We start from the raw sequence: 22,855 nt of genomic DNA on the forward strand, positions 1-22,855 counted from the left end.
ACCGCCGGGCGGCCGACCGCGGAGACGGGCCCGTTCCGCGGGCGGCCGGCCGGCGAGCCACGATCAGCAGCCGCCGGCGATCGTCCTGGCCGAGAACTGGCTGGCGACGAAGCTGGCGGTGGCGCTGGCGATGCAGGCGGGCGACGTGGCGGGCGCCTCGGCGACGGCCGCAACGTGCAGCTCACGCGCGTCGCTGTAGGCCTCGTAACCGGCCATCAGCTCCATGATCGCGGTGGTCTTCTCCATGGGTTTTCCCTTCCTCGTGCGCTCCTTGCGGAGCACTGCCGGCGTTCGCCGACAGGTTCTGGGGGGTGCGGTCAGCAGGTGATCTCGTACGTGGCACCGCTGACCGCGCTCGCCGACGCGGCGCACCAGCTGGAGCTGGCGACGCTGGCCGCGCAGACGGGCGTGGTGGCCGGAGCGTCGGCCGCCGCCGTGATGTTCAGCTCGTCGACGTCCGCGTAGGCGCCGTAGTTCGAGACGAGCTCCATGATCGCCATGGACTTGTCCATAGGTGTCTCCCTGTAGGAATTCGGTGACGATGATTCACTGACGACGATTCACTGACGGTTTTCAGTGATGGCGATTCAGTGATGGCGTTTCAGTGATGGCGTTTCAGTGATGGGATTTCTGCGCCAAGTCCGAACAGGCGCAGGGCATTTCCCGGCCCGGTCCTTTCAGGCAGGCACCGGGTCGTAATCCCGCGGGCTGTCGATTGCCGCGGGAAACTCGGGGGAGGCGCTGTTGCGCGCGGGACGGGCGGGGTCGATACCCGCCTCGGTGAAGCGGGCGACGACGGCCTGTTCCAGAAGAATCGGGTCGGCGGCGCCGTCGAGCAGGGCACGGGCCAGAGCGGTGGCCCGGTGCTGGCCGAAACTGAGGCCCGACATGCCCGGGCGTTCGTCCTCCGGCTCCCAGGCGACGGCGACGCCCGGGCCGAGCGGCTCGGCGAAGACGGACGTCTCCCTCCCGAGTCCGGGAGTCCCGCGGAGCGTCTCGGCCAGCCGGGGCGCCTCCTGCCACGACTCCTGGCTGAGGTACACCACCAGCGCGTCCCGGCGCGGGTACAGCGCCTTGGCGGAGAGGATCTTCGAGCGGTACGCGATCCCGCGTCCCTCCAGGTGGCCGAGCACCCGCGCCCAGACCGGCGCGGCGTCCTGCCACCGCGTGATGTGGACGTACACGCGCAGCAGTTCACGCTGCGGGCTGCGCGGCTGTGAACCGTCCACGACGAAGAACCCGGGTGACAGTGCGGGGCGGCGTGCAGGCACGTCGAGCGTCACCACCTGACCCGCGGCGAGCGGCCCGTCCTCCTGTACGGCGGAGGCCGGCGCCCACACCCGCACCCCGTCCCGCTCGACCAGCGCCCGCTCGGGAGAACCGTCGGCCGCGGGAATGTGCACCCGGGCCCGGGCTGTGCTCCGCTCGTGCGGTACGGCCGCGCCGAGGACGCGTTCGAAGGGCTCGTCACGCAGCCGGAATGACAACGCACCCTTCTCCACGAACTGCCCCGCGTGCAGGATGTCGTAGAGGGCCTCGGCGAGCAGTCGGCGCATCTCGCGCGGGCTGTCCGCCTCTACGTCCCGGTCGTCCACGCGGGCACTGGTGCCGCCGGCCGCGACGGTCACCCGGCCGAGGGCGTCCCGCAGGCGTGGCGCGAGCACGGTGTGCCCGGGGTTCCCGCTCATGCGGCCTCCTCGTGTGTTCCTACGGGTTCCGCCACTTCGTGGGGTTCCGCCGCTGCATGGGGTTCCTCGAATCCCAGCGTGGTCACGAACTTCTCCGGTGTGATCAGTGCCGCCCGGCCGATGCCGGCCGCGGCCCGCTCGATGCCCGAGAGGCGCGACGTCCGGGACGCGCCGGCCATCAGGCGGTCCAGCAGATGCCAGCCGGCGTAGGCCGTGGCCCGTGTGGCGAGGCCGGTGTCCAGACCGGGCCGCACCTGCCGGTAGCCGTGCCAGAAGGCGCGTACCAGCGGCAGCAGCCGCTGCATCTTCTGCACCCCGCGGCCGATCACCGCCTCGTGCGTCAGCTCGATGTCCGCGAAGACCGTGTCACCGCGGGTGGTGACGATGTCCAGGATCGAGCGGTGCAGCCACTCACCGGCAAACGCGCCGACGTCACGGGCCGGGTCCGCCAGCCGGAACTCCTCCCAGTCGGTCACCAGGAAGTCGTCCCCGGTCACCAGGAACTGGTCGACACGCAGATCGCAGTGGGACGGCACCCGGGGTGCCTGGCGCTCCCGTTCCCGCAGCTCTCCGATGGCCCTGACCAGCGTCTCGTCGGTCTGCATCAGCCGCCAGCCCTGCAGTTCCGCAAAGCTCAGCGACTCGAACACCGGTAGCGGCAGCCCCTGCAGGAAGCCCAGCGGCGGATGCGGCGGCCAGGATCGGTCGAACTCCTCGATGTCGGCGGTCGGCGCCTCGTGCAGCAGCCCGATCGCCCGGCCGATGTTCTCGGCGAGGCCGGAGCCGAAGGTCTCGTCGATCATCAACTCGGCGCCACTGCGTGCCCCTTCGACACAGTCGTACGCCACCAGTGCCCCGGCCTCGTCCGCGCCGAGGAACGCGGGTCCGCGCAGTGCCGCCGTCGGCAGCCCCTCGGCGAAACGCTCGAAGGACAGCAGCCGGCCCATCCTGGAGCGAACGTCCTCGGCGGGCCCGAGCAGATGCTTGACGAAGACCTTCCGCCCACTGGTGGTGGCACCCACCCAGGAGTCGTTGCGCCCGACCGGGGCGGTCAGCGAGTCCCGCTCGAACGGGCCCAGTCCCAGTCCGACGAGGAGCGCGTCCACCGATGGAACCTCGTCAAGGTCTCGCGGCTTGAACGTGGCCGCGCTGTTCTTCTCCACCATGGCCCTCACTGCCAGCCGTTGACGCGGCTGGCGAGCCCAAGAATGCTCTCCACGATGTCGGCGGCCGGTGGCAGGCGCTCGCCGTCCGTCGCGGTGGGATGCGCCACGGTCCCGTGGGCTTCCGCCGCGACGGCTGTCTGGGCCAGGACCGGCACTCCGGCAAGCACGAGCGCCGCGCCCGCCGTGAAGCCGATACGGGCAATGGACAAAGAAACGATCGAATGCGATTTCCTGCTCACGGTTCCCCCTGCAATTCGTCTGCCCATGACTCTGTCAGCCTGCGGACCTGCGTTCCACAGGGATCGTTGGCAGCTTCGTGCAGAGAGCAGTCAGCTTGATGTCGCGCCCCCCGACGACACACAGAAAAGGCCCGGAGGTTCGGGAGAACCTCCGGGCCTTTTCCGACATCCCCTTCTCACACCCGCGGCCGTCCGGCTAGTCCCTCGCCTTCTTCGGCCGCCACACCACCAGCGCGCTGGTCTGCTGCACCTCCTGGTACGGGACCAGATCGCGGCGGTACGACGCATGCACCGCCGCCTCGCGCTGCTGCATGGCCGCCGCCGCGCCCTCGACCGCCGACTGGAGTTCGGCGACGCGCTGCTGGAGCGCGGCGACCTGGTTCTCCAGTTCGATGATCCGCTTGATGCCGGCCAGGTTGATGCCCTCGTCCTGCGACAACTGCTGGACGGTGCGCAGCAGTTCGATGTCGCGGGCCGAGTAGCGGCGGCCGCGGCCGGGGGTGCGGTCGGGCGAGACCAGGCCGAGGCGGTCGTACTGGCGCAGGGTCTGCGGGTGCAGGCCGGAGAGCTGGGCCGCCACCGAGATGACGTAGACCGGGGTTTCCTCGGTCAGCTCGTACGGGTTGCGTCGACGGCCGTCCATCTGGTCATGCTCCCTTCGCGGCCTTGAACAGCTCCGCCCGCGGGTCCTCGCCCGCGGTCGCCTCGCGATACGCCTCGAGTGCGTCACGAGCCTTCCCCGTCAGATCCGCCGGAACACTCACCTCTACGGTGACCAGGAGGTCGCCGCGGGTGCCGTCCTTGCGGACCGCGCCCTTGCCGCGGGCGCGCATGGTGCGGCCGTTGGGCGTGCCCGGGGGCAGCTTCAGGGTGACGGGCGGGCCGCCCAGGGTGGGGACCCTGATCTCGCCGCCGAGCGCCGCCTCCGCGAACGTCACCGGGACGGTGACGGTGAGGTTGTCGCCCTTGCGGCCGAACACGGGGTGCGCGTCGACATGCACCGTGACGTACAGGTCGCCCGCCGGGCCGCCGCGCTCGCCCGGTGCGCCCTTGCCGCGCAGCCGGATGCGCTGGCCGTCCGACACCCCGGCCGGGATGCGGACCTGCATGGTGCGCGAGGACTTGGCACGGCCCGAGCCCTTGCAGACCTCGCAGGGGTTCTCCGCGATCAGACCGCGGCCCTTGCAGTCCGGGCAGGGGTCGGTGAGTGAGAAGCCGCCGCCGGAACCCCGCGCGACCTGGCCGGTGCCGACGCACGTCGGGCACACCCGCGGGTTGCCGTTCGCGTCGCCGGTGCCCGAGCAGGCCTTGCAGGGCGCCTGCGAGGACATGCGCAGCGGGACCGTCGCCCCCTCGATCGCCTCGGTGAAGCTGAGGCTGACCTCGGTGTCGATGTCCTGGCCGCGCCTGGGCTGCACCCGGGTCGTGCCGGAGCTGCCCCGGTTGAACAGGCCCCCGAAGACGTCACCGATTCCGCCGCCGAAGCCTCCGGAACCCCCGCCCTGGGCGCCGCCTCCGAAGAGGTCGCCCAGGTCGAAGTTGAAGGAGCCGCCCGCGCCGCCCGGCCCGGGGCGGAAGCCGCCGTTGCCGAAGAGGGCGCGGGCCTCGTCGTACTCCTTGCGCTTCTTGGGGTCGCCGAGTATGTCGTTCGCCTCGGAGATCTCCTTGAAGCGCTCCTCGGCCTTGGCGTTGCCCTTGTTGGCGTCCGGGTGGTTCTCGCGGGCGAGCTTCCGGTAGGCCTTCTTGATCTCGGCCTCGGTGGCGTCCTTGGGGACGCCGAGGACCTTGTAGTAGTCCTTCTCGATGAAGTCCTTGGTGCTCATCCCCGACGCCCCTCCTCTCTCATCGATTCAGCGGTCGGTGCTGCGACCGGTTCGAGCTCAGCCCTCGTCCGGGCCACCGCTCTCCTTGTCGTCGCCCGCCTCGGCCTCTTCGGCCTTGACGGTCTGGGCGCCGGGCTGCGGCTCGGCGACGGCCACCCGCGCGGGACGGATGGTGCGCTCGCCGAAGCGATACCCGGGCTGCAGAATCGCCACGCAGGTCGTCTCGGTGACGTCCGGCGCGTACGAGTGCATCAGGGCCTCGTGGATCGTCGGGTCGAAGGGCTCGCCCTCCTTGCCGAACTGCTGCAGTCCCATCTTCGCCGCGACGGTCTCCAGCGACTCCGCGACGGACTTGAATCCGCCGACGAGTTCGCCGTGGTCCCGGGCGCGGCCGATGTCGTCGAGCACGGGCAGGAGCTCGGTGAGGAGGTTCGCGATGGCGATCTCCTTGACCGTGATCCGGTCCCGCTCGACCCGGCGGCGGTAGTTCTGGAACTCGGCCTGGAGCCGCTGGAGGTCCGCGGTGCGCTCCTCGAGCGCCTTGCGCACCTGGTCCAGCTGGGCCGTCAGGCCTGCGATCTGTGCTGCGTCCCCGGCCGGGGCCGCCCCCTCCCCCGAGGAGGGGGAGGCGGCCTGCGGCTCGGCGTCTTCGGGGGTGGCGCCGGAGGGGACGTCGGGCTTCTCGTCGAAGCCCGGGGTCTCCTCCGTCACGCGGCACCGTCCTTGCGCTCGTCGTCCACGATCTCGGCGTCCACCACGTCGTCGTCGGCCTTGGGGGCCTCGGCGCCCGCGGCGCCGCCGGCGGCCTGCGAGGCCTGGGCGTCGGCGTACATGGCCTGGCCCAGCTTCTGCGAGACGGCCGCGACCTTCTCGGTGGCGGTGCGGATCTCGGCGGTGTCCTCGCCCTTGAGCGCGGTCTTCAGCTCCTCGACGGAGGCCTCGACCTCGGTCTTGATCTCGCCGGGGACCTTGTCCTCGTTGTCCTTGAGGAACTTCTCCGTCTGGTAGACGAGCTGCTCGCCCTGGTTGCGGGTCTCGGCGGCCTCGCGGCGGGCGTGGTCCTCCTCCGCGTACTTCTCGGCCTCCTGGCGCATCCGGTCGACCTCGTCCTTCGGCAGCGAGGAGCCGCCGGTGACGGTCATCTTCTGCTCCTTGCCCGTGCCGAGGTCCTTCGCGGTCACGTGCATGATGCCGTTGGCGTCGATGTCGAAGGCGACCTCGATCTGCGGGACACCGCGCGGGGCCGGCGGCAGACCGGTCAGCTCGAACATCCCGAGCTTCTTGTTGTACGCCGCGATCTCGCGCTCGCCCTGGTAGACCTGGATCTGCACGGAGGGCTGGTTGTCCTCGGCGGTGGTGAAGATCTCGGACCGCTTGGTCGGGATCGTCGTGTTCCGCTCGATGAGCTTGGTCATGATGCCGCCCTTGGTCTCGATGCCGAGGGACAGCGGGGTCACGTCGAGGAGCAGGACGTCCTTGACCTCACCCTTGAGGACACCGGCCTGCAGGGCGGCGCCGATGGCGACGACCTCGTCCGGGTTGACGCCCTTGTTGGCGTCCTTGCCGCCGGTCAGCTCGCGCACCAGCTCGGCGACGGCGGGCATACGGGTCGAGCCGCCGACGAGGACGACGTGGTCGATCTCGTTGATGGAGATGCCGGCGTCCTTGATGACGTTGTGGAACGGCGTCTTGCAGCGCTCCAGCAGGTCGGCCGTCAGCTGCTGGAACTGAGCCCGGGTGAGCTTCTCGTCCAGGTGCAGCGGGCCCTCGGCGGACGCGGTGATGTAGGGCAGGTTGATCGACGTCTCGGTGGACGAGGACAGCTCGATCTTGGCCTTCTCGGCAGCCTCACGCAGACGCTGCAGGGCCATCTTGTCCTTGCCGAGGTCCACGCCGTGGCCGCCGGCGAACTGCTTGACCAGGTAGTCGACGATGCGCTGGTCCCAGTCGTCACCACCGAGGTGGTTGTCGCCGTTGGTGGCCTTCACCTCGACGACGCCGTCACCGATCTCCAGGAGGGACACGTCGAAGGTGCCGCCGCCGAGGTCGAAGACGAGGATCGTCTGGTCGTCCTTGTCGAGGCCGTAGGCGAGCGCGGCCGCGGTCGGCTCGTTCACGATGCGCAGGACGTTCAGACCGGCGATCTCGCCGGCCTCCTTCGTCGCCTGGCGCTCGGAGTCGTTGAAGTAGGCCGGGACGGTGATGACCGCGTCGGTCACCTTCTCGCCCAGGTAGGCCTCGGCGTCCCGCTTGAGCTTCTGCAGGATGAACGCGGAGATCTGCTGCGGGTTGAAGGGCTTCCCGTCGAGCTCGATCTTCCAGTCCGTGCCCATGTGGCGCTTCACGGAACGGATGGTCCGGTCCACGTTCGTGACCGCCTGGCGCTTGGCGACCTCGCCGACGAGCACCTCACCGTTCTTCGCGAAGGCGACGACGGACGGCGTGGTCCTGGCACCCTCGGCGTTGGTGATGACGGTGGGCTCGCCGCCCTCCAGAACGCTGACGACGGAGTTAGTCGTGCCCAGGTCGATGCCGACCGCACGTGCCATGGTGAATCCTCCAGCTGACTTGAGTGGAACGGACTCAAGTGTGCACGACGCCCGGCGATGGGTCAACAGACCTGAGTCGGGCCGACTCAACTCTTATCCGTTCCTTACACGCAATGGGCCGCTGACCTGCGTCGATTGCGTGGGCACGGACCGCCGGAGACCGTACACAGGCACCCGAAGGAGCATGAGTACGACGACGAGCGCCACCGCCCCCACCCAGTACACGGCGGACAGGGCGGTCCACCCGATGTGCATCAGCACCCCGACGAACACCCCGGCGAAGGCGCCGATTCCGGGCAGCACGGTCGCCCCCTGCGGAGTCAGCCCCAACCGCCGCAGCCGGTGGGCGACATGGTCGGGTCCGCCGCGCAGCAACGGCCGCCCGGCCAGCCGCCGCGAAAGGACCACGAGGAGTACGTCCGCGCTCGCCAGGGCGGTGAGCGAGAACAGCACTCCCGCACTGGGGGCGAGCCCGTAGCCCGCACGGGTGAACACCGCCGAGGCGGCGAGCAGGAACCCCGTGAACAGCGACCCGCAGGCGCCGAGCCCCACGCGCGCGGGCGGCCAGTTGTGCATGAGGAACCCGGTCAGCGCGGCGGCCAGCACGCTCAGCAGCACCGCGAGCCCGTCCATCAGCTCGGCCGCCGCACAGGCCCCCACCCCGAAGGCGGTGAGCACCCCGACGGTCCCCGCGAGCGCGTCCGCATGGTCGAGCGCCTTGAACCCGATGGCGACGAAGACGATCCAGCCGACGGCGAGCAGCCCGGCCGGCACCCCGGTCTCCTGGTACGGCACGACACTGGCCGCCGCCACGGCCGTACCGGCGACGAGGACCCGCGCCTTGACCCGCCCGATGTCCGCGACGAGCCCGAGCACGGCGACGGCGCCGCCCGCGACCAGCAGCCGCCCCACCCCGGCACCTAGGGGCGCGACGCCGGTCCGGTCCATGGCCACCGCCACCGCGCAGGTGGCGAGCACCACGGCCAGACCGCCGAGCAGCGGCACCGGCCGCTGCCGCAGCCGTCTCCGCTCGACGATCCCGAGGCGCAGCGCGGGCACCCGCAGCAGTGCGGTGAGCACGGCGGCGAGCAGCAGGGCGGTGGTGGCGGCGGCGATCCCGTATAGCACGGGTCTAAGTTAGGCGCAAATGTACCAATTTGGCGTGAATAACACGATCGCATCGTCGCAAGCCCGGCAGCAGACCTGGTCGCGGCCCCTTAAGGCAACCCTCAGCGACGCAGATCACCGCACGCCCGGTTACAGTGCGACGGATGATGGGGGTAGTCTCAATCGGACTACATAAGTTACCGCTTAGTAATGACCCTCGCAGTCCCGAGGAGCCCCCAAATGCAACTCGCCGCGATCATCGTGTCGCTGGTGCTGACCGTGGTCGGCGTTGCGCTGCTCGCACGCGCCATCGGTCAGTTCGTCCGGTACTTCAAACTGGGCCAGCCGGTGCCCGCCGGCACCCGGACCGACAACCCGTACGCGCGCAGCGTGACCCTTGTCAGGGAGTTCCTCGGCCACACGCGGATGAACCGCTGGGGCATCGTGGGCTTCGCCCACTGGTTCGTGGCGGTCGGCTTCCTGACCCTGCCGCCGACCCTGGCGCAGGCCTTCGGCCAGCTCTTCCAGGCCGACTGGACGCTGCCGGTGATCGGCGACTTCCTGCCGTTCGAGATGTACACCGAGTTCATCGGCGTGATGACGACGATCGGCATCCTCGTCCTCATCGCGATCCGCCTGTCGAACCTGCCCTCCCGCCCCGGCCGCAAGTCCCGCTTCGCGGGCTCCAAGTCGGGCCAGGCGTACTTCGTCGAGTACGTCATCCTCACCATCGGCCTCGCGATCTACGTGCTGCGCGGCCTGGAGGGTGCGATCCACCACGTAGGGGGCTACGAGGCGTCGTACTTCGCGTCGTACCCGCTGGTCCTGGCCTTCAAGGGCCTCGGCGTCAGCGCACTGCAGAACCTGGTCTACCTGGTCGCGATGATCAAGATCAGCACCTCGTTCATCTGGATGATCGTGGTCTCGCTGAACACCAACATGGGTGTGGCCTGGCACCGCTTCCTGGCCTTCCCGAACATCTGGTTCAAGCGCAACGCCGACGGCTCGACGGCCCTGGGCGCCCTGCAGCCGATGACCTCGGGCGGCAAGCCGATCGACTTCACCGACCCCGGTGACGACGACGTCTTCGGCGTCTCCCAGGTCGAGCAGTTCTCCTGGAAGGGCCTGCTGGACTTCTCCACCTGCACCGAGTGCGGCCGCTGCCAGTCGCAGTGCCCGGCCTGGAACACGGGCAAGCCGCTCTCCCCCAAGCTCCTGATCATGTCCCTGCGCGACCACGCGCACGCCAAGGCGCCCTACCTGCTCGCGGGTGGCGGCAAGTCCATGGAGGGCGAGGAGAAGGCCTCCGAGGAACAGCTGAAGGACGTCCCGGCCGCCGCTCTCGCGGAGGCCGAGCGCCCGCTGATCGGCACCGCCGAGGAGAACGGCGTCATCGACCCGGACGTCCTGTGGTCCTGCACCACCTGCGGCGCCTGCGTCGAGCAGTGCCCGGTGGACATCGAGCACATCGACCACATCGTCGACATGCGCCGCTACCAGGTCATGATCGAGTCCGCGTTCCCGTCCGAGGCGGGCACGATGCTCAAGAACCTGGAGAAGAAGGGCAACCCCTGGGGCCTGGCCAAGAAGCAGCGCCTGGAGTGGCTCAAGGAGGTCGAGTTCGAGGTCCCGGTCGTCGGCCAGGACATCGAGGACCTCACCGAGGTCGAGTACCTGTACTGGGTCGGCTGCGCGGGCTCCCTGGAGGACCGCGCCAAGAAGACCACCAAGGCCTTCGCCGAGCTGCTCCACATCGCGGGCGTCAAGTTCGCGATCATGGGCGGCGACGAGAAGTGCACCGGTGACTCCGCCCGCCGTCTCGGCAACGAGCCCCTCTTCCAGGAGCTCGGCATGGAGAACGTCATGGCACTGAACATGGCGTTCGGCGAGGAACTGGACGACGACGGCAAGGTGGTCCCCGAGTCCGCCAAGCCGAAGTCGGCGAAGAAGATCGTCGCCACCTGCCCGCACTGCCTCAACACGATCGGCAACGAGTACCCGCAGCTCGGCGGCGACTACGAGGTCATCCACCACACCCAGCTGCTCCAGCACCTCGTCGACGAGGGCAAGCTGGTCCCGGTGACCCCGGTCGAGGGCATCATCACCTACCACGACCCCTGCTACCTGGGCCGCCACAACAAGATCTACACACCCCCGCGCGAGATCATCGCCAACGTCCCGGGCCTGCGCAACGAGGAGATGCACCGCCACAAGGAGCGCGGCTTCTGCTGCGGCGCCGGCGGCGCCCGGATGTGGATGGAGGAGCGGATCGGCAAGCGCATCAACAACGAGCGCGTCGACGAGGCCCTCTCCCTCAACCCGGACATCGTCTCGACGGCCTGCCCGTTCTGCCTGGTCATGCTCACCGACTCGGTCAACGGCAAGAAGAACGACGGCAAGGCCAAGGAGTCCATCCAGGTGGTGGACGTGGCCCAGCTGCTGCTGGAGTCGGTGAAGACGCCGGTGGACCCGGCGGGCGAGCCGGAGACGGAGAACGAGCCGGAGCCGGAGCCGGTGAAGTAGCGGCTTCTACGGTTGTTGCGGCGCCCCCGGTCTCGTATGTCCTACGAGACCGGGGGCGCCGTCGTATGCACTCACGCGGTGCCGACAGGCTCCCACCACGAGGACAGGGTCCTCGCGCTGGCCGGCAACTCGATCTCGTACGCGCGGACGCCGAGCACCAGGGCCTGCGCGTCCTTGACCTCAGCCTCCAGACGGTAATCGTTCAGACGAGCGAACTCGCGGATGGCCAGCCAGGCGGCATCCGCCCGAAGCCTGATGGTCACCGTCTTCATCTCCATGGCTGCAACGCTGGCAATGCAGCCAAGCACCGTCGATGCCGTCATTGCTGCTCCTCCAGCCGCCGCCCCCGGCTCACCGCGACGCGCAGTACGTCATCAAGAGCCTGCGTCAGGCACTCCGTGAGGAACCGGAGCTCCCCCGGCGGGGCGGCCGGGAGGATCTCCCGGGCGTGCGCGAGGAGTTGACCGCCCATGCCCAGTTGGACGGACTCGGTGGCGTCGGCGAGGCGGGAGACGGGGCCGTCGTTGTCGTCGGTGATCAGGTAGCAGGACTTTCCTTCGGCACCGGTCCAGGGGAGGAGGCGGAGCGGATGGTGCGTCATGCGACCTCCAGCCCGTGGATCCAGTAGGGGCCGGGCATGTCCAACCCCATGGCGGCGAGGGCGAGTTCGCGACGTCGCTGGCGTTGTTCGTGGGCGATCAGATACGGGCGTACGGATCGGGTGGCGGTGGCGTCGAGGGGAGTGTCGAGGCCGTAGGGGCTGCGGTGAGCCGGGAGGGGCGGCGCGAGAGGTGGCACTGGGGGCTGCGACTCGCGTTCGACCCCGCGCGGGATGAGCAGGAAGCCCATCCAGGCGAGGAGACGGTGGATAGGGTCGGTCACGTCATCAGCTCCGATCCGGTTTGGCTGGTGGCCACACCCCGGGGCGGCTGCTACCCGTCGCCGGGGCTTCTTTGGCAGCGACCCTACCGCACCCTACTGCGGTATGAGCTGTAGACTGTGAATCGCACTGAAGTCCACCGTATGCGCATGGTGGTGCAGTGATGGAATTTGCTCCCGACATCCCTCGCTGGCGCCAGGTAGCTGATGTGATCCGTGGCCGTATCGAGGACGGCACGTACCCGCCGCGCGCCCGCATCCCGTCCGTCGTCGAAATCACCGCGGAGTTCGGCATCGCCGCAGTGACGGCGCAGAAGGTGCACAAGGGGCTGCGCGCGGAGGGGCTGATCTACACGGAACCCGGCCTCGGCTCCTTCGTCTCTCAGCGCCCGCGCCCCACCGAAGAGACCGAACCGTCGGCCTGAGCGGGACCCCTCCCCAAAAAACTGTGACACTTTCAGGGAAACCGACACACTTTTCCCGGGCACCCTCCCCGCGCCGGCACCAAGCTCGCCGGAATGAGCACAGTCACCGTTCACCGCGCGCTTCTGGACGCGCTGGCCGAGTACGGGCCGCGACGCGTCGGCGTGACGCACATCGCCCGCCTGGCCGACACCAACCGCCCGTTCATCTACCGGAACTGGCGCAGCCCCCGCGCGCTGCTCGAAGAGGCCACACTGCACGAGCTCCGACGCGTACTGCACAGAGCCCGCGAGGTGCCCGGGGGGCCGCTGTCCCCGACCTGCCTCGCGGAGCGCACAGTGGTCAGGGCCGCGGGCCTGCTGCGGGGCCACCCGGTCGTGGCGGCCATGGCACGAACCGATCCGGCACTGACGTACGCCGCCGTGCTCCACCCGACCACGGCCTGGCACCAACTGGCCTGGCGCTGGTCGAGCGACCACGTCACCGGCCATCTGCCCCGAGGCGCCGAGCAGGACACCGTCACACTCGCCGTACTCACCACGGCCCTGCCGTACGCACTCGTCCCCTCCCGGAACCCGCAGGAGTCAGCCGCCGAGAACGCGGCCGTGGACCGGCGACTCGGCCAGGTCCTGCACGCTTGCCTGGGCGTTCCGCTCAACTGCCCTGCGTGCGAACCCTCGTAGACGAACAAGCCGGGACCGACACCCCATGACGTCGGCCCCGGCCCAGCGCGCGAACGCTACGCGCCCTTCGGCCCCGCCTGCTGCACCACCTCGAAGGACCACAGCGTGGAGCCGGAGGCGGCGGGCTTCGGCCGCTCGCCGCCCTCCCCGCCGCCCTGGTGCGCGGACTTCATCGGCCCCTCCATCCACGCCTGGAAGGACTCCTCGTCCCGCCACCGTGTGTACACGAGGTACTGGTCGGTCCCCTCGACCGGGCGGAGAAGTTCGAACCACTCGAAACCGTCCGAGTTCTCCACGGCGTGGGCCCGGGAAGCGAACCGCTTCTCCAGGACCTCCCGCTGCTCGGCGGGCACGGTCAGCACATTGATCTTGACTACGCTCATGCGCTCATCCTGCCGCAGGGGTGATCAGGAGGGCGTGAGCGGGAGGAGGAGTCCGGTGCTTGCCCGTGGGCGGTGGCTCAGTTCACGGTGAGGGCGGCGGAGTCGTTGCGGCTGTCCGGTTCGAAGTCGGGCCGGTGGGAGTCAGCCGGATCCGGGCCCCAGACCAGCTGGACGCTGCCTGCGGCATGGGGGACCACGTCGTCGACCCGCAGGGTCACGGCGAAGGCGGTGACCTGTCCCTTGGGCACGACGATGCCCGGCAGTCTGCAGACGTAGGGGCCCTTGGCCTTGGCGGTCGGATTGTTCTCCTGCCACGGAGCGCAGTTGGCCGAATGGCCGACGGCGGTGGTGCCGGGCGGGAGCGTCACCCAGGCGGTGGGTACTCCCTCACCGCCGCTGCGGTCGTACAGCGTCGCCGGACCGTTGGCGGCCAGGTGGAAGCCGAGGGTCGCGGTCGTGCCGGCGCCCGCTTGAGCACTCGCGCCGGAGACTGCGAAGTCGGCCGTGTTGCGGGCCTTGAGGGAAGCGATCCCATAGTCGGTGACGTCGCCGGTCTGCGGCAGGGAGACGGATCCCGCCGGGGCCGAGGAGTGCCGGCCTGGCTTGATCACCCTCAGTTTCAGCGCGGGCGCGGACTTCTTGCCCCACGTCCACTTGATGCCCTGGCCGTCCGGCCAGCCGGGCTGGCCGAGCGGCGCGGTGAGGACGTCGAGGTAGGTGAACAGGGCGCTGGAGTTCACGTGCAGGCGCACCGGGGCGGACAGGGCGGCCGTCTCTGCAATGTTGATGGCGCCCCTGGGGTAGCACCTGGCGAAGTGGACGGTGCCGTTGGACCCGTACTGGCAGTTGGAGTAGTGGTCGACGAAGTCCAGGCCGGGTGAGGTTGCCAGGACGGTCTGCACGCCGCGGGCAGGACGGTTGCCGAGGTTGCTGAACTGGACGGGTTCCTTGAGGTTGCTGCCGACCTTCAGGTTGGTGTGATCAACGAGGCGCTTCAGGCCGAAGGACGGCCCTCCCACGGTGACCGACCCCGTGCCACCCACGATCTGCGCGTGCGCCGACCGGCCGGTGATCTTGTACGTTCCCGTGGCGCCCAGCCGACTGCCTCGGAGTGCGGTCAGGGTCAGCTGGGTCACGGACCCGAGTCCGTTCTTCGGATCGGAGCCGGACTCGAACATCTCCCAACACGTGGCGACCAGGCCATGGGCGGTGCAGTTGCTCGAGAACGTCACCTTGGCGATCTTCGACAGACCCCGGGCGTCCACGGTGAGCGTGGCATCGTCGGCCGTGAGGTTCTTGGTCCTGGTGTGGAAGTCGAAGGACATGCCTGCCGTGGCAGGAGCCGCCGGCAGGGCAGCCGTAGTCGGCGCGTCCATAGTGATCACCGGCTGGCTGGAAACAGCACCGGCCGGGCCCGCGACGAGCAGCGATGCGGCCAGACCCGCAGCCGAAGCAAACACGGCGGCTATCCCGGTGAGGGAGTTGCGTCTCATCAACGTCCTTATGTTTGAAGAGGTTTGCGTGGATTCACTGAACGGACCCGGTGAGACAAGCCAGTCATGTCCCCGGTGGTGACGAGCAGCACGACCTTAGATCACCGGTATGACAAACGCCTGGGAGATAGCAGCGGGATCAGTCTGCGGCCGCCGCCGGGTAGGGCAGCACCGCAGGTCCTCGTCGTGGCTCAGTCCTCGGGCCGGTGGTGTGTGACCTGTTCGCGCGCGGTGCGCCGGCGCATACGTGCTTGCTCGATGATGCTCTCCCACTGGCGGCGGATCTCGTGATCCGACGGTCGGCGAAGGCGGCGCCGACTGCTTCGTACCGGGCGGCGCAGGAGTTGAACAGCGTGGAGAAGGGGCTCGTGGCGGCGAAGCCGGCGGTCGCCTTCTCGACGTCGGAGTTCCTGGCGGACGACTGACGTCACGGCGGCCCCGGAAGTTCACCGAACTCCCGTACAACTCACACCCCTTGCCGGGAGTCTCCTCATCGCGACCCCACGCGATTCCGGGATCGCCACGACCTTTGGAGCCCCCTTGACCAGCCGTGTCCACGTCTCCCTCCTGGCCGCCGCCCTGCTCGCCGGCGGTCAGACCCCCCTCGCCCTGGCCGCCCCCGCCGGTGCCGCGGCCGCGAAGTACGCGGACGACTTCAACGGCGACGGCTACCGCGACCTCGTCCTCGGCGACCGCACGGCCTCGGTGGGCGGAAAGTCGGAGGCGGGCGCGGTCGTGGTCGTGTGGGGCACATCGAAGGGGCTGGACTTCACCAGGCGCACGGTGGTCACGCAGAACAGCCCGGGTATCGAGGGCGCCGCGGAGGCCAGGGACTTCTTCGGCGCGAAGGTCACCGCGGCCGATCTCAACAAGGACGGGTACGCCGACGTCATCGCCACCGCACCCGGTGAGAAAGCGGGCTCCCGCTACGGCATGTTCACCGTGCTGTGGGGCTCCAGGTCCGGCCTGACCAAGGGGAGTTCCTACACCGCGCCGGGCGGCGACGACCTGTTCGCCAAGGACGTCGCGGTCGGCGACTTCAACGCGGACGGCAAGCTCGACGTGGTCGCCGTCGGGGAGGAGTACGTCTGGTACCTGCGCGGCCCGTTCACCGAGTCCGGTTCGCGCGGCAGCGCCACCAACCTGGACCCGGTCGACGGCGAGGACATCAACCCCGAACTGGTCGTCTCCGGCAAGGTCACCAAGGACGGCACGGCCGACTTCGCGGTCGTCGGCTACGACGCGGACACCGACGGCAACCGCGTCTGGTTCTACCGGGGCAGCACGAGCGGCCCGGTCAGGCCGCCCAAGAAGTACGGGCTGCCCGCCTCCTCCGAGCTCGTCGGCTCCAGCGCCGTGATCGCCGACTTCGACAAGGACGGCTACGGCGACCTGGCGCTCGGTGTCTCCCGCTCCGGCAAGGGCGGCGCGGTCCACGTCCTCAAGGGCACCTCCACCGGCTTCGGCACCGTGAAGTCGCTCAGCCAGGACACCGCGGGCGTACCCGGCGTCCGCGAGTCCGGGGACTACTTCGGCTACGACGTCTCGGCCGGCGACACCAACGGCGACGGCTACCCGGACCTCGCGGTGGGCGTGCCGAACGAGACGATCGGCAACGAGGTCTGGCGCTCCGGTGCCGTCACCGTCCTGCGCGGCGGAGCTTCGGGTCTCACCGGCGCGAACTCCCGCCAGATCGACTACACGACGTCCGGCTTCCAGCGCCCGGCCGACGAGAGCGACTCCTGGTTCGGCGCCTCGCTGCTGCTGCGGGACTACGACCGCGACGGCCGTGCCGAACTCCTCGCCGCCGCACCGGAGATCGGCCGCCTGCACTTCTTCCCCGGTACGGCGTCCGGCCCGACGGGCACGGGCTCGACCACGTTCACCGCGAGTGGCCTGGGCCTGGGCTCCCGCGGATCGTTCGGGGCCGTACTCGCCGACTGACCACCCTCGATCAGCCCACCGGCCACACCAGCCACAGTAGCCTCAAAACTTTACCGAACTCACGTACAACCCTTACGGCGCGGTGCGGGTCTCCTGATCGCCGACCGACCCATGAACCCGAGGACAACTCCCGGCGAACCCGGGTCGGTTCGCACCCCACCGACTGCGGATGCCCGCCAGGCATCCCCCGCATGCCGCAGGAGAAAACCCGCATGCACAAGCCTCTGCGACTCGCCCTCGCGACGGCCACCGCCGCCGCTCTGACGGGCGGTCTGCTCACGTTCTCGACCGTGCACGCCACGGCCGCGGACTCCACTCACGTCCCGCAGGCCGACTTCAACGGCGACGGGATCGGCGACGTGGCCTTCTCTGCCGCCGGCGCCTATGTCAGCGGCCACAAGACCGCCGGCCAGGTGGTCGTCCTCTACGGCACCGCCACCGGCGTGTCCTCCAGCAAGCGCTCCACGATCAGCCAGGACACCGCGGGCAACCCCGGCACCGCCGAGGCCGGCGACGCCTTCGGCTCGGAGACCGCCTACGCCGACTTCAACGGCGACGGCTACGACGACCTCGCGGTCGGCTCCCCCGGCGAGGACATCGGCAGTGACGTCGACGGCGGCGGTCTGGTGATCCTGTGGGGCTCGGCATCGGGCATCACCGGCAAGGGCACCGGCATCGCCGACCCGGCCCCCTCCAGCCACGACTACTGGGGCAAGAACCTCGCCGCCGGCGACTTCGACGGCGACGGCAAGGCCGACCTGGCCGTCGGCAGTTCCGCCTCCACCATCTACGTCTACAAGGGCGGCTTCACCACCTCCGGCACCGCGGGCGGCCGCTACACCATCAAGCCCCCCATCCAGTCGGGCGGCGACGCCAACGGCCCGCTCAACCTGACCGCGGGTGACATCAACGGCGACAAGCGCACGGACCTGGTCGTCGACGGCTACGAGACCCAGACCGACTACGGCTGGAACCGCAACTACTACATCCCCGGCACCGCGAGCGGCCTGAGCGTCGCCTCCGCCCAGGCCCTCAAGCCCGGCGTGATCACCGCGATCGGCGACATCAACGCCGACGGCTACGGCGACATCGTCAGCGGCGCCTACTGGGACGCCACCACCGGCGACGGCACGACGATCCCGGACTCCGGCAAGGGCGGCAAGGTCTGGGTCACCTACGGCTCCGGCGGCGGTCCCGGCAACTCCACCGGCATCACCCAGGACACCGGCAACGTCCCCGGAGGCGCCGAGAACAAGGACTGGTTCGGCTCGGAGCTGGACCTCGGTGACATCAACGGCGACGGCTTCCTAGACCTCGCGATCGGCGTCCCCGGCGAGGACCTCGGCAGCGCCGCCGACACCGGCGCGGTCACCGTCCTCTACGGCACCTCGACCGGCCTGAACACCGCCTCCGGCGCCCAGGGCTTCGCCCAGAGCACTCCGGGCGTGCCCGGCAGCGACGAGAAGGGCGACGAGTTCGGCCTCGACGTCAAGCTCGACGACGTCACCGGCGACGGCAGGGCCGATCTGCTCGTGGGCTCGTACGAGAACGACGGCAACGGCGCGGTCACCTACCTGCCCTCGAACGGCACCGTGATCACCGCCACCGGCTCGCGCACGATCTCGCCGAGCACCTCGGGCGTCTCGACGACGGGAACGCCGGCCTTCGGCGCCAACTTCGCGGACTGACCCGCCCCGTTCGGGAGCCGGGCCCTCACCCTCGGGCCCGGCTCCTCCCCCTCGCCGAGGCCAGGTGCCGTAGGGCTTCCCTAGGGGCTCCCTTACCGTCCCCTTAAGGGATGTCACAGCTCGGCAGCAAAGCCGGGCCCAAACGCCGGGCCCGTCACGTCACTCTCCGGGACCAGGTACGTTCGAAGACGTGGCTGGATTCAGGATCGGACGCGGCGCCCGGAACAACGGCGCTCCGCAAACGCGACCGCAACAACCCCCGTACGGACAGCAGGCGCCGCAGGGCCGCCCGCCGTACGGCGGGCACCCCGCGCCGCAGCCCCACCCCGGGCAGCAGCAGTACGGGAACGGGGGCGGCCAGTGGCCGCAGGGCAGCGGCGGCGGGTACGGCGAGCCGGAGTACTTCGGTGACGGCGGCGCCTACGCACCGCAGGGCAGCCCCGACCCGTACGCGGCCAACCACCCGGGCCACACCCAGGCGTTCACGGTCGGCGAGGACCCGTACAACCAGGGCGGCACCTATCGCGCGGGCGCGGCCCCGGCGGTTCCCGCAGGCCCCCGCCTGCACTGGAAGGACCTGCTGAGGGGCATCGTCTTCTCGCCCGCCCAGACCTTCCTCCAGATGCGGGACTACACGATGTGGGGCCCGGCCCTCATCGTGACCTTCCTCTACGGCCTGCTCGCGGTCTTCGGCTTCGACGGCGCACGCTCGGACGCGATCCACGCCACCCTGGCGAACGCGGTGCCCATCGTCCTGACGACGGCCGTCGCGCTCGTCCTGTCGTCCTTCGTCCTGGGCGTGGTCACCCACACCCTGGCCCGCCAGCTCGGCGGCGACGGCGCCTGGCAGCCCACGGTCGGCCTCTCCATGCTGATCATGTCCCTGACGGACGCGCCCCGTCTGGTCTTCGCCATGTTCTTCGGTGGCAACGCGACCTTCGTGCAGGCCCTGGGCTGGGCGACCTGGGTCGCGGCGGGCGCACTGCTGACGATGATGGTCAGCCGCTCCCACGACCTGCCCTGGCCGAAGGCCCTGGGCGCCTCGGCGATCCAGCTGATCGCCCTGCTGTCGATCGTCAAGCTCGGCACGTTCTGAGAGATCTCCTACGACGCGAAGGGCTCCCGGCGCACTGCCGGGAGCCCTTCGGGTACGTGACCGTCAGGTGACTACCGGACGTCCACGAAGTCGCCGGCCGCATTGACCGCCGGGGTTGTCGCCGTGCCCGCGAAGCTGTAGCGGAAGTAGCCGTCGGTGGCGGCGGTGACGGTGGTCCTGAGGTCTCCCGTCGAGTTGGTCCTGACCGTCTTCACCGTGGTGTAGGTGCTGCTGCCCTTCTTGCGGAACTGCAGCTTCACCGGCTGGTTCGCGTAGCCGTGGTACAGGTTGTCCTCCCAGTTGGCCCGGGAGAGCTTGCCGGTGACCGTGAGCGTCCTGCCCCTCCTCACCGGCTCCGGCGAGGCGTTGGCCGTCAGCTGCGAGGCACGCTGCACCTTGAAGGTGGTGGCCGCGTCCCGGTGGATGTAGTCGAAGTCATGGGCGGAGACCAGCGTGCCGAGGTTCCAGGTGGCCGCCGCGTTGTTGTCGACGAAGCCGGTCGCCGCCTGCGGGTCGAACGTCAGCGTGCCCGAGCAGGTCGACGTGGTGTCGCTCACCTTGACGCAGGTGATGTCGCCGTCGTCGTACCAGATCTGCGCGAAGTTCGGGGTCGGCCCCTGGGCGTGGATGTACGTGGTCTCCTTGATGCCCGAGTCGTCCGACGCGGTCACGGACACCTTGGCGGTCACCACCTTGGTGGTGCCGACCACGACCGGCTTGCCGCCGTTGACGACGACCTTGTCGATCGTGATGTTGCCCGAGCCGCCGTCGTCCGCCTGCGCGGCGGTGGCACCGGCCGCCCCGGCGACCAGCGCGAGACTGGTTCCGAGCAGGGCAAGGCGCGCGATTGTGCGCATGGATGGTTCCCCCCACTGAATCCTTGATCGGTCAGAGGGAGCCTACGGCGTTGGCCAAAGCTTTACCACGCGGTTGTTTCTCCAACTCTGCGCTCAGAGCGCTTCCCGGCGAGCGGGGGGCTAATCGGTCGCGCTGGGCCAGGTCGGGCCCTGGTCGGTCCAGATGACGCCCTTGTTGCGGCACAGGCAGAAGGGGTGGCCGAACGGGTCGGTGTAGACCTGCCAGCCGTAGCCGTCGGGGCCGATGAAGTCCTGCCTCAGCGTGGCGCCGAGATCGAGGACGCGGCGCTGCTCGGACTCGATCCCGTCCACTTCGAAGTCGAGGTGGAACTGCTTGGGGTGCTCACTGTCGGGCCACTGCGGAGCGCGGTAGTCGTCCACCCGGATGAATGCCAGCTCGATCTCGCCGAACCGGATGCCGGCCCAGTGCTCGGAGCTGTCTTCCTTGATCGGACGACCCGTCACCTCGGAGTAGAAGGCCGCCAGCTTCATCGTGTCCGGGCAGTCGATGATGAAATCGGTGAGTCGCAGCATCCAGCGATCTTGGCACAAGCTCACACCCGACCTGGAGACTCAGGCTTCTCAGGCCTTGAGCAGCTCCGCTGAGGTCCCTGCCGAGCAGCAGTTCAGAGTGCTTCCTTGGACGGCGTGACCGGCTCCCCCGACCTGCGCACCACGGGCAGGACACTCCACGGGAAGTTGATCCAGTCGTCGGTCCGCTTCCACACGTACTCGCACTTCACCAGCGACTGCGACTTCTCGTAGACGACGGCGGAGCGGACCTCGGCGACGGTGTCGAGACAGAAGTCGCGTACCAGCTTCAGCGTCTTGCCCGTGTCGGCGACGTCGTCGGTGATGAGCACCTTCTTGTCGGAGAAGTCGATGACGTTGGGAACGGGCGCGAGCATGACGGGCATGTCGAGGGTGGTGCCCACGCCGGTGTAGAACTCGACGTTCACCAGGTGGATGTTCTTGCAGTCGAGGGCGTAGGCGAGCCCACCTGCGACGAACACACCGCCGCGCGCGATGCTGAGCACGATGTCCGGCTCGTACCCGTCGTCGGCGATGGCCTGCGCGAGCTCGCGCACAGCGTGCCCGAAGGCCTCGTAGGTCAGGTTCTCCCGCGCACCGCTCACCGCGCTCGCTCCGCTCACACCTGGGTCCGGTGGAAGTTGAGGTAGGACCGGGAGGCGGTGGGACCGCGCTGCCCCTGGTACCGGGAGCCGTACCGCTCGCTCCCGTACGGGAACTCGGCCGGCGAGCTCAGCCGGAACATGCACAGCTGGCCGATCTTCATGCCCGGCCACAGCTTGATGGGCAGGGTGGCGAGGTTGGAGAGCTCCAGCGTCACATGCCCGGAGAAGCCGGGGTCGATGAACCCGGCGGTGGAGTGGGTGACCAGGCCCAGCCGCCCGAGCGAGCTCTTCCCCTCGAGCCGCGAGGCAAGATCGTCGGGAAGCGTGATGACCTCGTACGTACTGGCGAGGACGAACTCCCCGGGATGCAGGATGAACGGCTCGTCACCCTCGGGCTCCACGAGCCGCGTCAGATCGGCCTGCTCGACGGAGGGGTCGATGTGCGGGTAGCGGTGGTTCTCGAACACCCGGAAGAACCGGTCCAGCCGCACGTCGACACTCGACGGCTGCACCATGGATGTGTCGTAGGGATCGATCACCACCCGCCCGGCGTCGATCTCGGCCCGGATGTCCTTGTCTGAGAGAAGCACGCCCTGAGGATACGCAGGGCGCGCGGACCGGCCACAATCCGGCCACCCGCGCGCCCGCTGCCGCTCTGCCCCGCCCCTAGTACTTCTGCCTCTCCAGGCTGACCGGCACCACACTGCGGAGCCGGGCACACCGGGGGCACCGGAGGAGCCGGCCGGGGCCGAGCCGCTCGGCCTGCTGCATCGGGAACGAAGCGGTGCTGAACACGTGCCCATCGGCACAACGGACGACGGTGCGCTCCATCAAGTCCAAGAGTCCCTTCCCCAAGAGCCGCGTCCGGCTACTGATCACCTGACGACAAATGCCACATTACGGGATCAAAGGAAAGACTCTCCAGGGGGCTCTCCGACCTCCCCCGGACCCTCACTCACCCCTCCACCGTACGCCCCAACTCCGGCCCCCCGCAGCCTCATCGCCCCCCGAAACGCACACGGGCCCCACGGCTTCAGCGCCGGGGGCCGGGGATGGGGTAAGGTGACGATGCGTTCGGACACCGACTCCGGTCGGCGTCTTACGCGGGTGTAGTTTAATGGTAGAACATCAGCTTCCCAAGCTGAGAGCGCGAGTTCGATTCTCGTCACCCGCTCTGT

At 69.4% G+C, this 22,855-nt stretch carries 26 protein-coding genes and 1 tRNA gene; 8 read left to right on the plus strand and 19 right to left on the minus strand.

All coding sequences use genetic code 11. The features are described from left to right. Positions 1-63 precede the first annotated feature (63 nt). The 10 genes from ACWCRD_RS05460 to ACWCRD_RS05505 all read right to left on the minus strand — a co-directional run bounded on the left by ACWCRD_RS05460 (position 64) and on the right by ACWCRD_RS05505 (position 8,593). Positions 64-246 carry an LxmA leader domain family RiPP gene (locus tag ACWCRD_RS05460; protein WP_450964637.1) on the minus strand — a complete coding sequence of 61 codons (183 nt, stop codon included), beginning with the start codon at positions 244-246 and terminating at the stop codon, positions 64-66. Positions 247-317: 71 nt separating this feature from the next. Then, entirely contained in the window at positions 318-512 is a 195-nt protein-coding gene (locus ACWCRD_RS05465; protein ID WP_450964638.1) for an LxmA leader domain family RiPP, read from the minus strand. A gap of 165 nt (positions 513-677) precedes the next feature. After that, complete coding sequence (locus ACWCRD_RS05470; RefSeq protein ID WP_450964639.1) at positions 678-1,688, minus strand: T3SS effector HopA1 family protein; 1,011 nt, start codon at positions 1,686-1,688, stop codon at positions 678-680. Continuing rightward, positions 1,685-2,854, minus strand: coding sequence for a class V lanthionine synthetase subunit LxmK (lxmK, locus tag ACWCRD_RS05475; protein ID WP_450964640.1), 1,170 nt, complete (start codon positions 2,852-2,854; stop codon positions 1,685-1,687). The genes ACWCRD_RS05470 and lxmK overlap by 4 nt, the downstream gene beginning before the upstream one ends. Positions 2,855-2,859: 5 nt before the next feature. Beyond that, positions 2,860-3,093 carry a hypothetical protein gene (locus tag ACWCRD_RS05480; RefSeq protein ID WP_450964641.1) on the minus strand — a complete coding sequence of 78 codons (234 nt, stop codon included), beginning with the start codon at positions 3,091-3,093 and terminating at the stop codon, positions 2,860-2,862. Positions 3,094-3,289: 196 nt separating this feature from the next. After that, the gene (locus tag ACWCRD_RS05485; RefSeq protein ID WP_450964642.1) at positions 3,290-3,736 is read right to left on the minus strand and encodes a heat shock protein transcriptional repressor HspR; all 447 of its coding nucleotides are present in this window, start codon (positions 3,734-3,736) and stop codon (positions 3,290-3,292) included. A 4-nt stretch (positions 3,737-3,740) separates the two neighbouring features. Continuing rightward, the gene (dnaJ, locus tag ACWCRD_RS05490; protein WP_450964643.1) at positions 3,741-4,916 is read right to left on the minus strand and encodes a molecular chaperone DnaJ; all 1,176 of its coding nucleotides are present in this window, start codon (positions 4,914-4,916) and stop codon (positions 3,741-3,743) included. A gap of 57 nt (positions 4,917-4,973) precedes the next feature. Then, a complete protein-coding gene (gene grpE, locus ACWCRD_RS05495) occupies positions 4,974-5,627 on the minus strand; it encodes a nucleotide exchange factor GrpE (protein WP_450964644.1) in 654 nt (217 codons plus the stop codon). Then, the gene (gene dnaK, locus ACWCRD_RS05500) at positions 5,624-7,465 is read right to left on the minus strand and encodes a molecular chaperone DnaK (protein ID WP_450964645.1); all 1,842 of its coding nucleotides are present in this window, start codon (positions 7,463-7,465) and stop codon (positions 5,624-5,626) included. The genes grpE and dnaK overlap by 4 nt, the downstream gene beginning before the upstream one ends. Positions 7,466-7,558: 93 nt before the next feature. Next, positions 7,559-8,593 carry an MraY family glycosyltransferase gene (locus tag ACWCRD_RS05505; protein WP_450964646.1) on the minus strand — a complete coding sequence of 345 codons (1,035 nt, stop codon included), beginning with the start codon at positions 8,591-8,593 and terminating at the stop codon, positions 7,559-7,561. A 219-nt stretch (positions 8,594-8,812) separates the two neighbouring features. Between ACWCRD_RS05505 and ACWCRD_RS05510 the strand changes: the two genes are divergently transcribed. Next, complete coding sequence (locus tag ACWCRD_RS05510; protein ID WP_450964647.1) at positions 8,813-11,095, plus strand: (Fe-S)-binding protein; 2,283 nt, start codon at positions 8,813-8,815, stop codon at positions 11,093-11,095. Between the two features lie 71 nt (positions 11,096-11,166). Here the strand turns inward: ACWCRD_RS05510 and ACWCRD_RS05515 are convergent, their stop codons facing one another. Genes ACWCRD_RS05515 through ACWCRD_RS05525 form a run of 3 tightly spaced genes read right to left on the minus strand, consistent with a single transcriptional unit; the run spans position 11,167 to position 11,977 of the window. Next, positions 11,167-11,418: a hypothetical protein gene (locus ACWCRD_RS05515; RefSeq protein WP_450964648.1), complete on the minus strand. Its 252-nt coding sequence runs from the start codon at positions 11,416-11,418 to the stop codon at positions 11,167-11,169. Next, positions 11,415-11,696 carry a hypothetical protein gene (locus tag ACWCRD_RS05520; RefSeq protein ID WP_450964649.1) on the minus strand — a complete coding sequence of 94 codons (282 nt, stop codon included), beginning with the start codon at positions 11,694-11,696 and terminating at the stop codon, positions 11,415-11,417. The genes ACWCRD_RS05515 and ACWCRD_RS05520 overlap by 4 nt, the downstream gene beginning before the upstream one ends. Beyond that, on the minus strand, positions 11,693-11,977 hold the full coding sequence (locus tag ACWCRD_RS05525; RefSeq protein ID WP_450964650.1) for a hypothetical protein: 285 nt from the start codon (positions 11,975-11,977) through the stop codon (positions 11,693-11,695). Before ACWCRD_RS05525 ends, ACWCRD_RS05520 begins: the two co-directional genes overlap by 4 nt. 161 nt (positions 11,978-12,138) lie before the next feature. On the opposite strand from ACWCRD_RS05525, the gene ACWCRD_RS05530 reads away from it, so the two are divergent. Then, a complete protein-coding gene (locus tag ACWCRD_RS05530; RefSeq protein WP_450964651.1) occupies positions 12,139-12,399 on the plus strand; it encodes a GntR family transcriptional regulator in 261 nt (86 codons plus the stop codon). 93 nt (positions 12,400-12,492) lie between these two features. Next, positions 12,493-13,080, plus strand: coding sequence for a TetR/AcrR family transcriptional regulator (locus tag ACWCRD_RS05535; protein ID WP_450964652.1), 588 nt, complete (start codon positions 12,493-12,495; stop codon positions 13,078-13,080). A gap of 56 nt (positions 13,081-13,136) precedes the next feature. On the opposite strand, the gene ACWCRD_RS05540 is transcribed toward ACWCRD_RS05535, so the two are convergent. Both ACWCRD_RS05540 and ACWCRD_RS05545 read right to left on the minus strand, forming a co-directional pair. Beyond that, complete coding sequence (locus ACWCRD_RS05540; protein ID WP_450964653.1) at positions 13,137-13,463, minus strand: antibiotic biosynthesis monooxygenase family protein; 327 nt, start codon at positions 13,461-13,463, stop codon at positions 13,137-13,139. Positions 13,464-13,540: 77 nt separating this feature from the next. Further along, positions 13,541-14,956 carry a hypothetical protein gene (locus ACWCRD_RS05545; protein ID WP_450964654.1) on the minus strand — a complete coding sequence of 472 codons (1,416 nt, stop codon included), beginning with the start codon at positions 14,954-14,956 and terminating at the stop codon, positions 13,541-13,543. Positions 14,957-15,243: 287 nt separating this feature from the next. Here ACWCRD_RS05545 and ACWCRD_RS05550 point away from each other — a divergent pair, with 287 nt between their 5' ends. The 4 genes from ACWCRD_RS05550 to ACWCRD_RS05565 all read left to right on the plus strand — a co-directional run bounded on the left by ACWCRD_RS05550 (position 15,244) and on the right by ACWCRD_RS05565 (position 19,684). After that, positions 15,244-15,381, plus strand: coding sequence for a hypothetical protein (locus tag ACWCRD_RS05550; RefSeq protein WP_450964655.1), 138 nt, complete (start codon positions 15,244-15,246; stop codon positions 15,379-15,381). A 115-nt stretch (positions 15,382-15,496) separates the two neighbouring features. Continuing rightward, positions 15,497-16,900, plus strand: a complete 1,404-nt coding sequence (locus tag ACWCRD_RS05555; RefSeq protein ID WP_450964656.1) for an FG-GAP and VCBS repeat-containing protein — start codon at positions 15,497-15,499, stop codon at positions 16,898-16,900. Positions 16,901-17,112: 212 nt separating this feature from the next. Then, the gene (locus ACWCRD_RS05560; RefSeq protein WP_450964657.1) at positions 17,113-18,588 is read left to right on the plus strand and encodes an FG-GAP and VCBS repeat-containing protein; all 1,476 of its coding nucleotides are present in this window, start codon (positions 17,113-17,115) and stop codon (positions 18,586-18,588) included. A gap of 190 nt (positions 18,589-18,778) precedes the next feature. Next, the gene (locus ACWCRD_RS05565; protein WP_450964658.1) at positions 18,779-19,684 is read left to right on the plus strand and encodes a Yip1 family protein; all 906 of its coding nucleotides are present in this window, start codon (positions 18,779-18,781) and stop codon (positions 19,682-19,684) included. A 71-nt stretch (positions 19,685-19,755) separates the two neighbouring features. On the opposite strand, the gene ACWCRD_RS05570 is transcribed toward ACWCRD_RS05565, so the two are convergent. The 4 genes from ACWCRD_RS05570 to dcd form a co-directional block, all read right to left on the minus strand. Next, positions 19,756-20,541, minus strand: coding sequence for a calcium-binding protein (locus tag ACWCRD_RS05570; RefSeq protein ID WP_450964659.1), 786 nt, complete (start codon positions 20,539-20,541; stop codon positions 19,756-19,758). Positions 20,542-20,661: 120 nt separating this feature from the next. Further along, the gene (locus ACWCRD_RS05575; RefSeq protein WP_450964660.1) at positions 20,662-21,075 is read right to left on the minus strand and encodes a VOC family protein; all 414 of its coding nucleotides are present in this window, start codon (positions 21,073-21,075) and stop codon (positions 20,662-20,664) included. Positions 21,076-21,167: 92 nt separating this feature from the next. Further along, entirely contained in the window at positions 21,168-21,677 is a 510-nt protein-coding gene (locus tag ACWCRD_RS05580; RefSeq protein WP_450964944.1) for a phosphoribosyltransferase, read from the minus strand. A gap of 14 nt (positions 21,678-21,691) precedes the next feature. After that, positions 21,692-22,267 (minus strand): dCTP deaminase, encoded by a 576-nt coding sequence (gene dcd, locus ACWCRD_RS05585; protein ID WP_115906897.1) that lies wholly within the window; start codon positions 22,265-22,267, stop codon positions 21,692-21,694. Between the two features lie 513 nt (positions 22,268-22,780). Between dcd and ACWCRD_RS05590 the strand changes: the two genes are divergently transcribed. Beyond that, positions 22,781-22,851 (plus strand) — tRNA-Gly (locus ACWCRD_RS05590). Positions 22,852-22,855 lie beyond the last annotated feature (4 nt).

Source organism: Streptomyces sp. NPDC002092 (genome assembly GCF_053593775.1).

Bases quoted from the DNA above. Each gene is read 5' to 3' on its own strand.
- ACWCRD_RS05460 (WP_450964637.1), bottom strand. From the start codon at position 246: ATGGAGAAGACCACCGCGATCATGGAGCTGATGGCCGGTTACGAGGCC.
- ACWCRD_RS05465 (WP_450964638.1), bottom strand. From the start codon at position 512: ATGGACAAGTCCATGGCGATCATGGAGCTCGTCTCGAACTACGGCGCC.
- ACWCRD_RS05470 (WP_450964639.1), bottom strand. From the start codon at position 1,688: ATGAGCGGGAACCCCGGGCACACCGTGCTCGCGCCACGCCTGCGGGAC.
- lxmK (WP_450964640.1), bottom strand. From the start codon at position 2,854: ATGGTGGAGAAGAACAGCGCGGCCACGTTCAAGCCGCGAGACCTTGAC.
- ACWCRD_RS05485 (WP_450964642.1), bottom strand. From the start codon at position 3,736: ATGGACGGCCGTCGACGCAACCCGTACGAGCTGACCGAGGAAACCCCG.
- dnaJ (WP_450964643.1), bottom strand. From the start codon at position 4,916: ATGAGCACCAAGGACTTCATCGAGAAGGACTACTACAAGGTCCTCGGC.
- dnaK (WP_450964645.1), bottom strand. From the start codon at position 7,465: ATGGCACGTGCGGTCGGCATCGACCTGGGCACGACTAACTCCGTCGTC.
- ACWCRD_RS05510 (WP_450964647.1), top strand. From the start codon at position 8,813: ATGCAACTCGCCGCGATCATCGTGTCGCTGGTGCTGACCGTGGTCGGC.
- ACWCRD_RS05515 (WP_450964648.1), bottom strand. From the start codon at position 11,418: ATGACGGCATCGACGGTGCTTGGCTGCATTGCCAGCGTTGCAGCCATG.
- ACWCRD_RS05520 (WP_450964649.1), bottom strand. From the start codon at position 11,696: ATGACGCACCATCCGCTCCGCCTCCTCCCCTGGACCGGTGCCGAAGGA.
- ACWCRD_RS05530 (WP_450964651.1), top strand. From the start codon at position 12,139: ATGGAATTTGCTCCCGACATCCCTCGCTGGCGCCAGGTAGCTGATGTG.
- ACWCRD_RS05535 (WP_450964652.1), top strand. From the start codon at position 12,493: ATGAGCACAGTCACCGTTCACCGCGCGCTTCTGGACGCGCTGGCCGAG.
- ACWCRD_RS05540 (WP_450964653.1), bottom strand. From the start codon at position 13,463: ATGAGCGTAGTCAAGATCAATGTGCTGACCGTGCCCGCCGAGCAGCGG.
- ACWCRD_RS05545 (WP_450964654.1), bottom strand. From the start codon at position 14,956: ATGAGACGCAACTCCCTCACCGGGATAGCCGCCGTGTTTGCTTCGGCT.
- ACWCRD_RS05560 (WP_450964657.1), top strand. From the start codon at position 17,113: ATGCACAAGCCTCTGCGACTCGCCCTCGCGACGGCCACCGCCGCCGCT.
- ACWCRD_RS05570 (WP_450964659.1), bottom strand. From the start codon at position 20,541: ATGCGCACAATCGCGCGCCTTGCCCTGCTCGGAACCAGTCTCGCGCTG.
- ACWCRD_RS05575 (WP_450964660.1), bottom strand. From the start codon at position 21,075: ATGCTGCGACTCACCGATTTCATCATCGACTGCCCGGACACGATGAAG.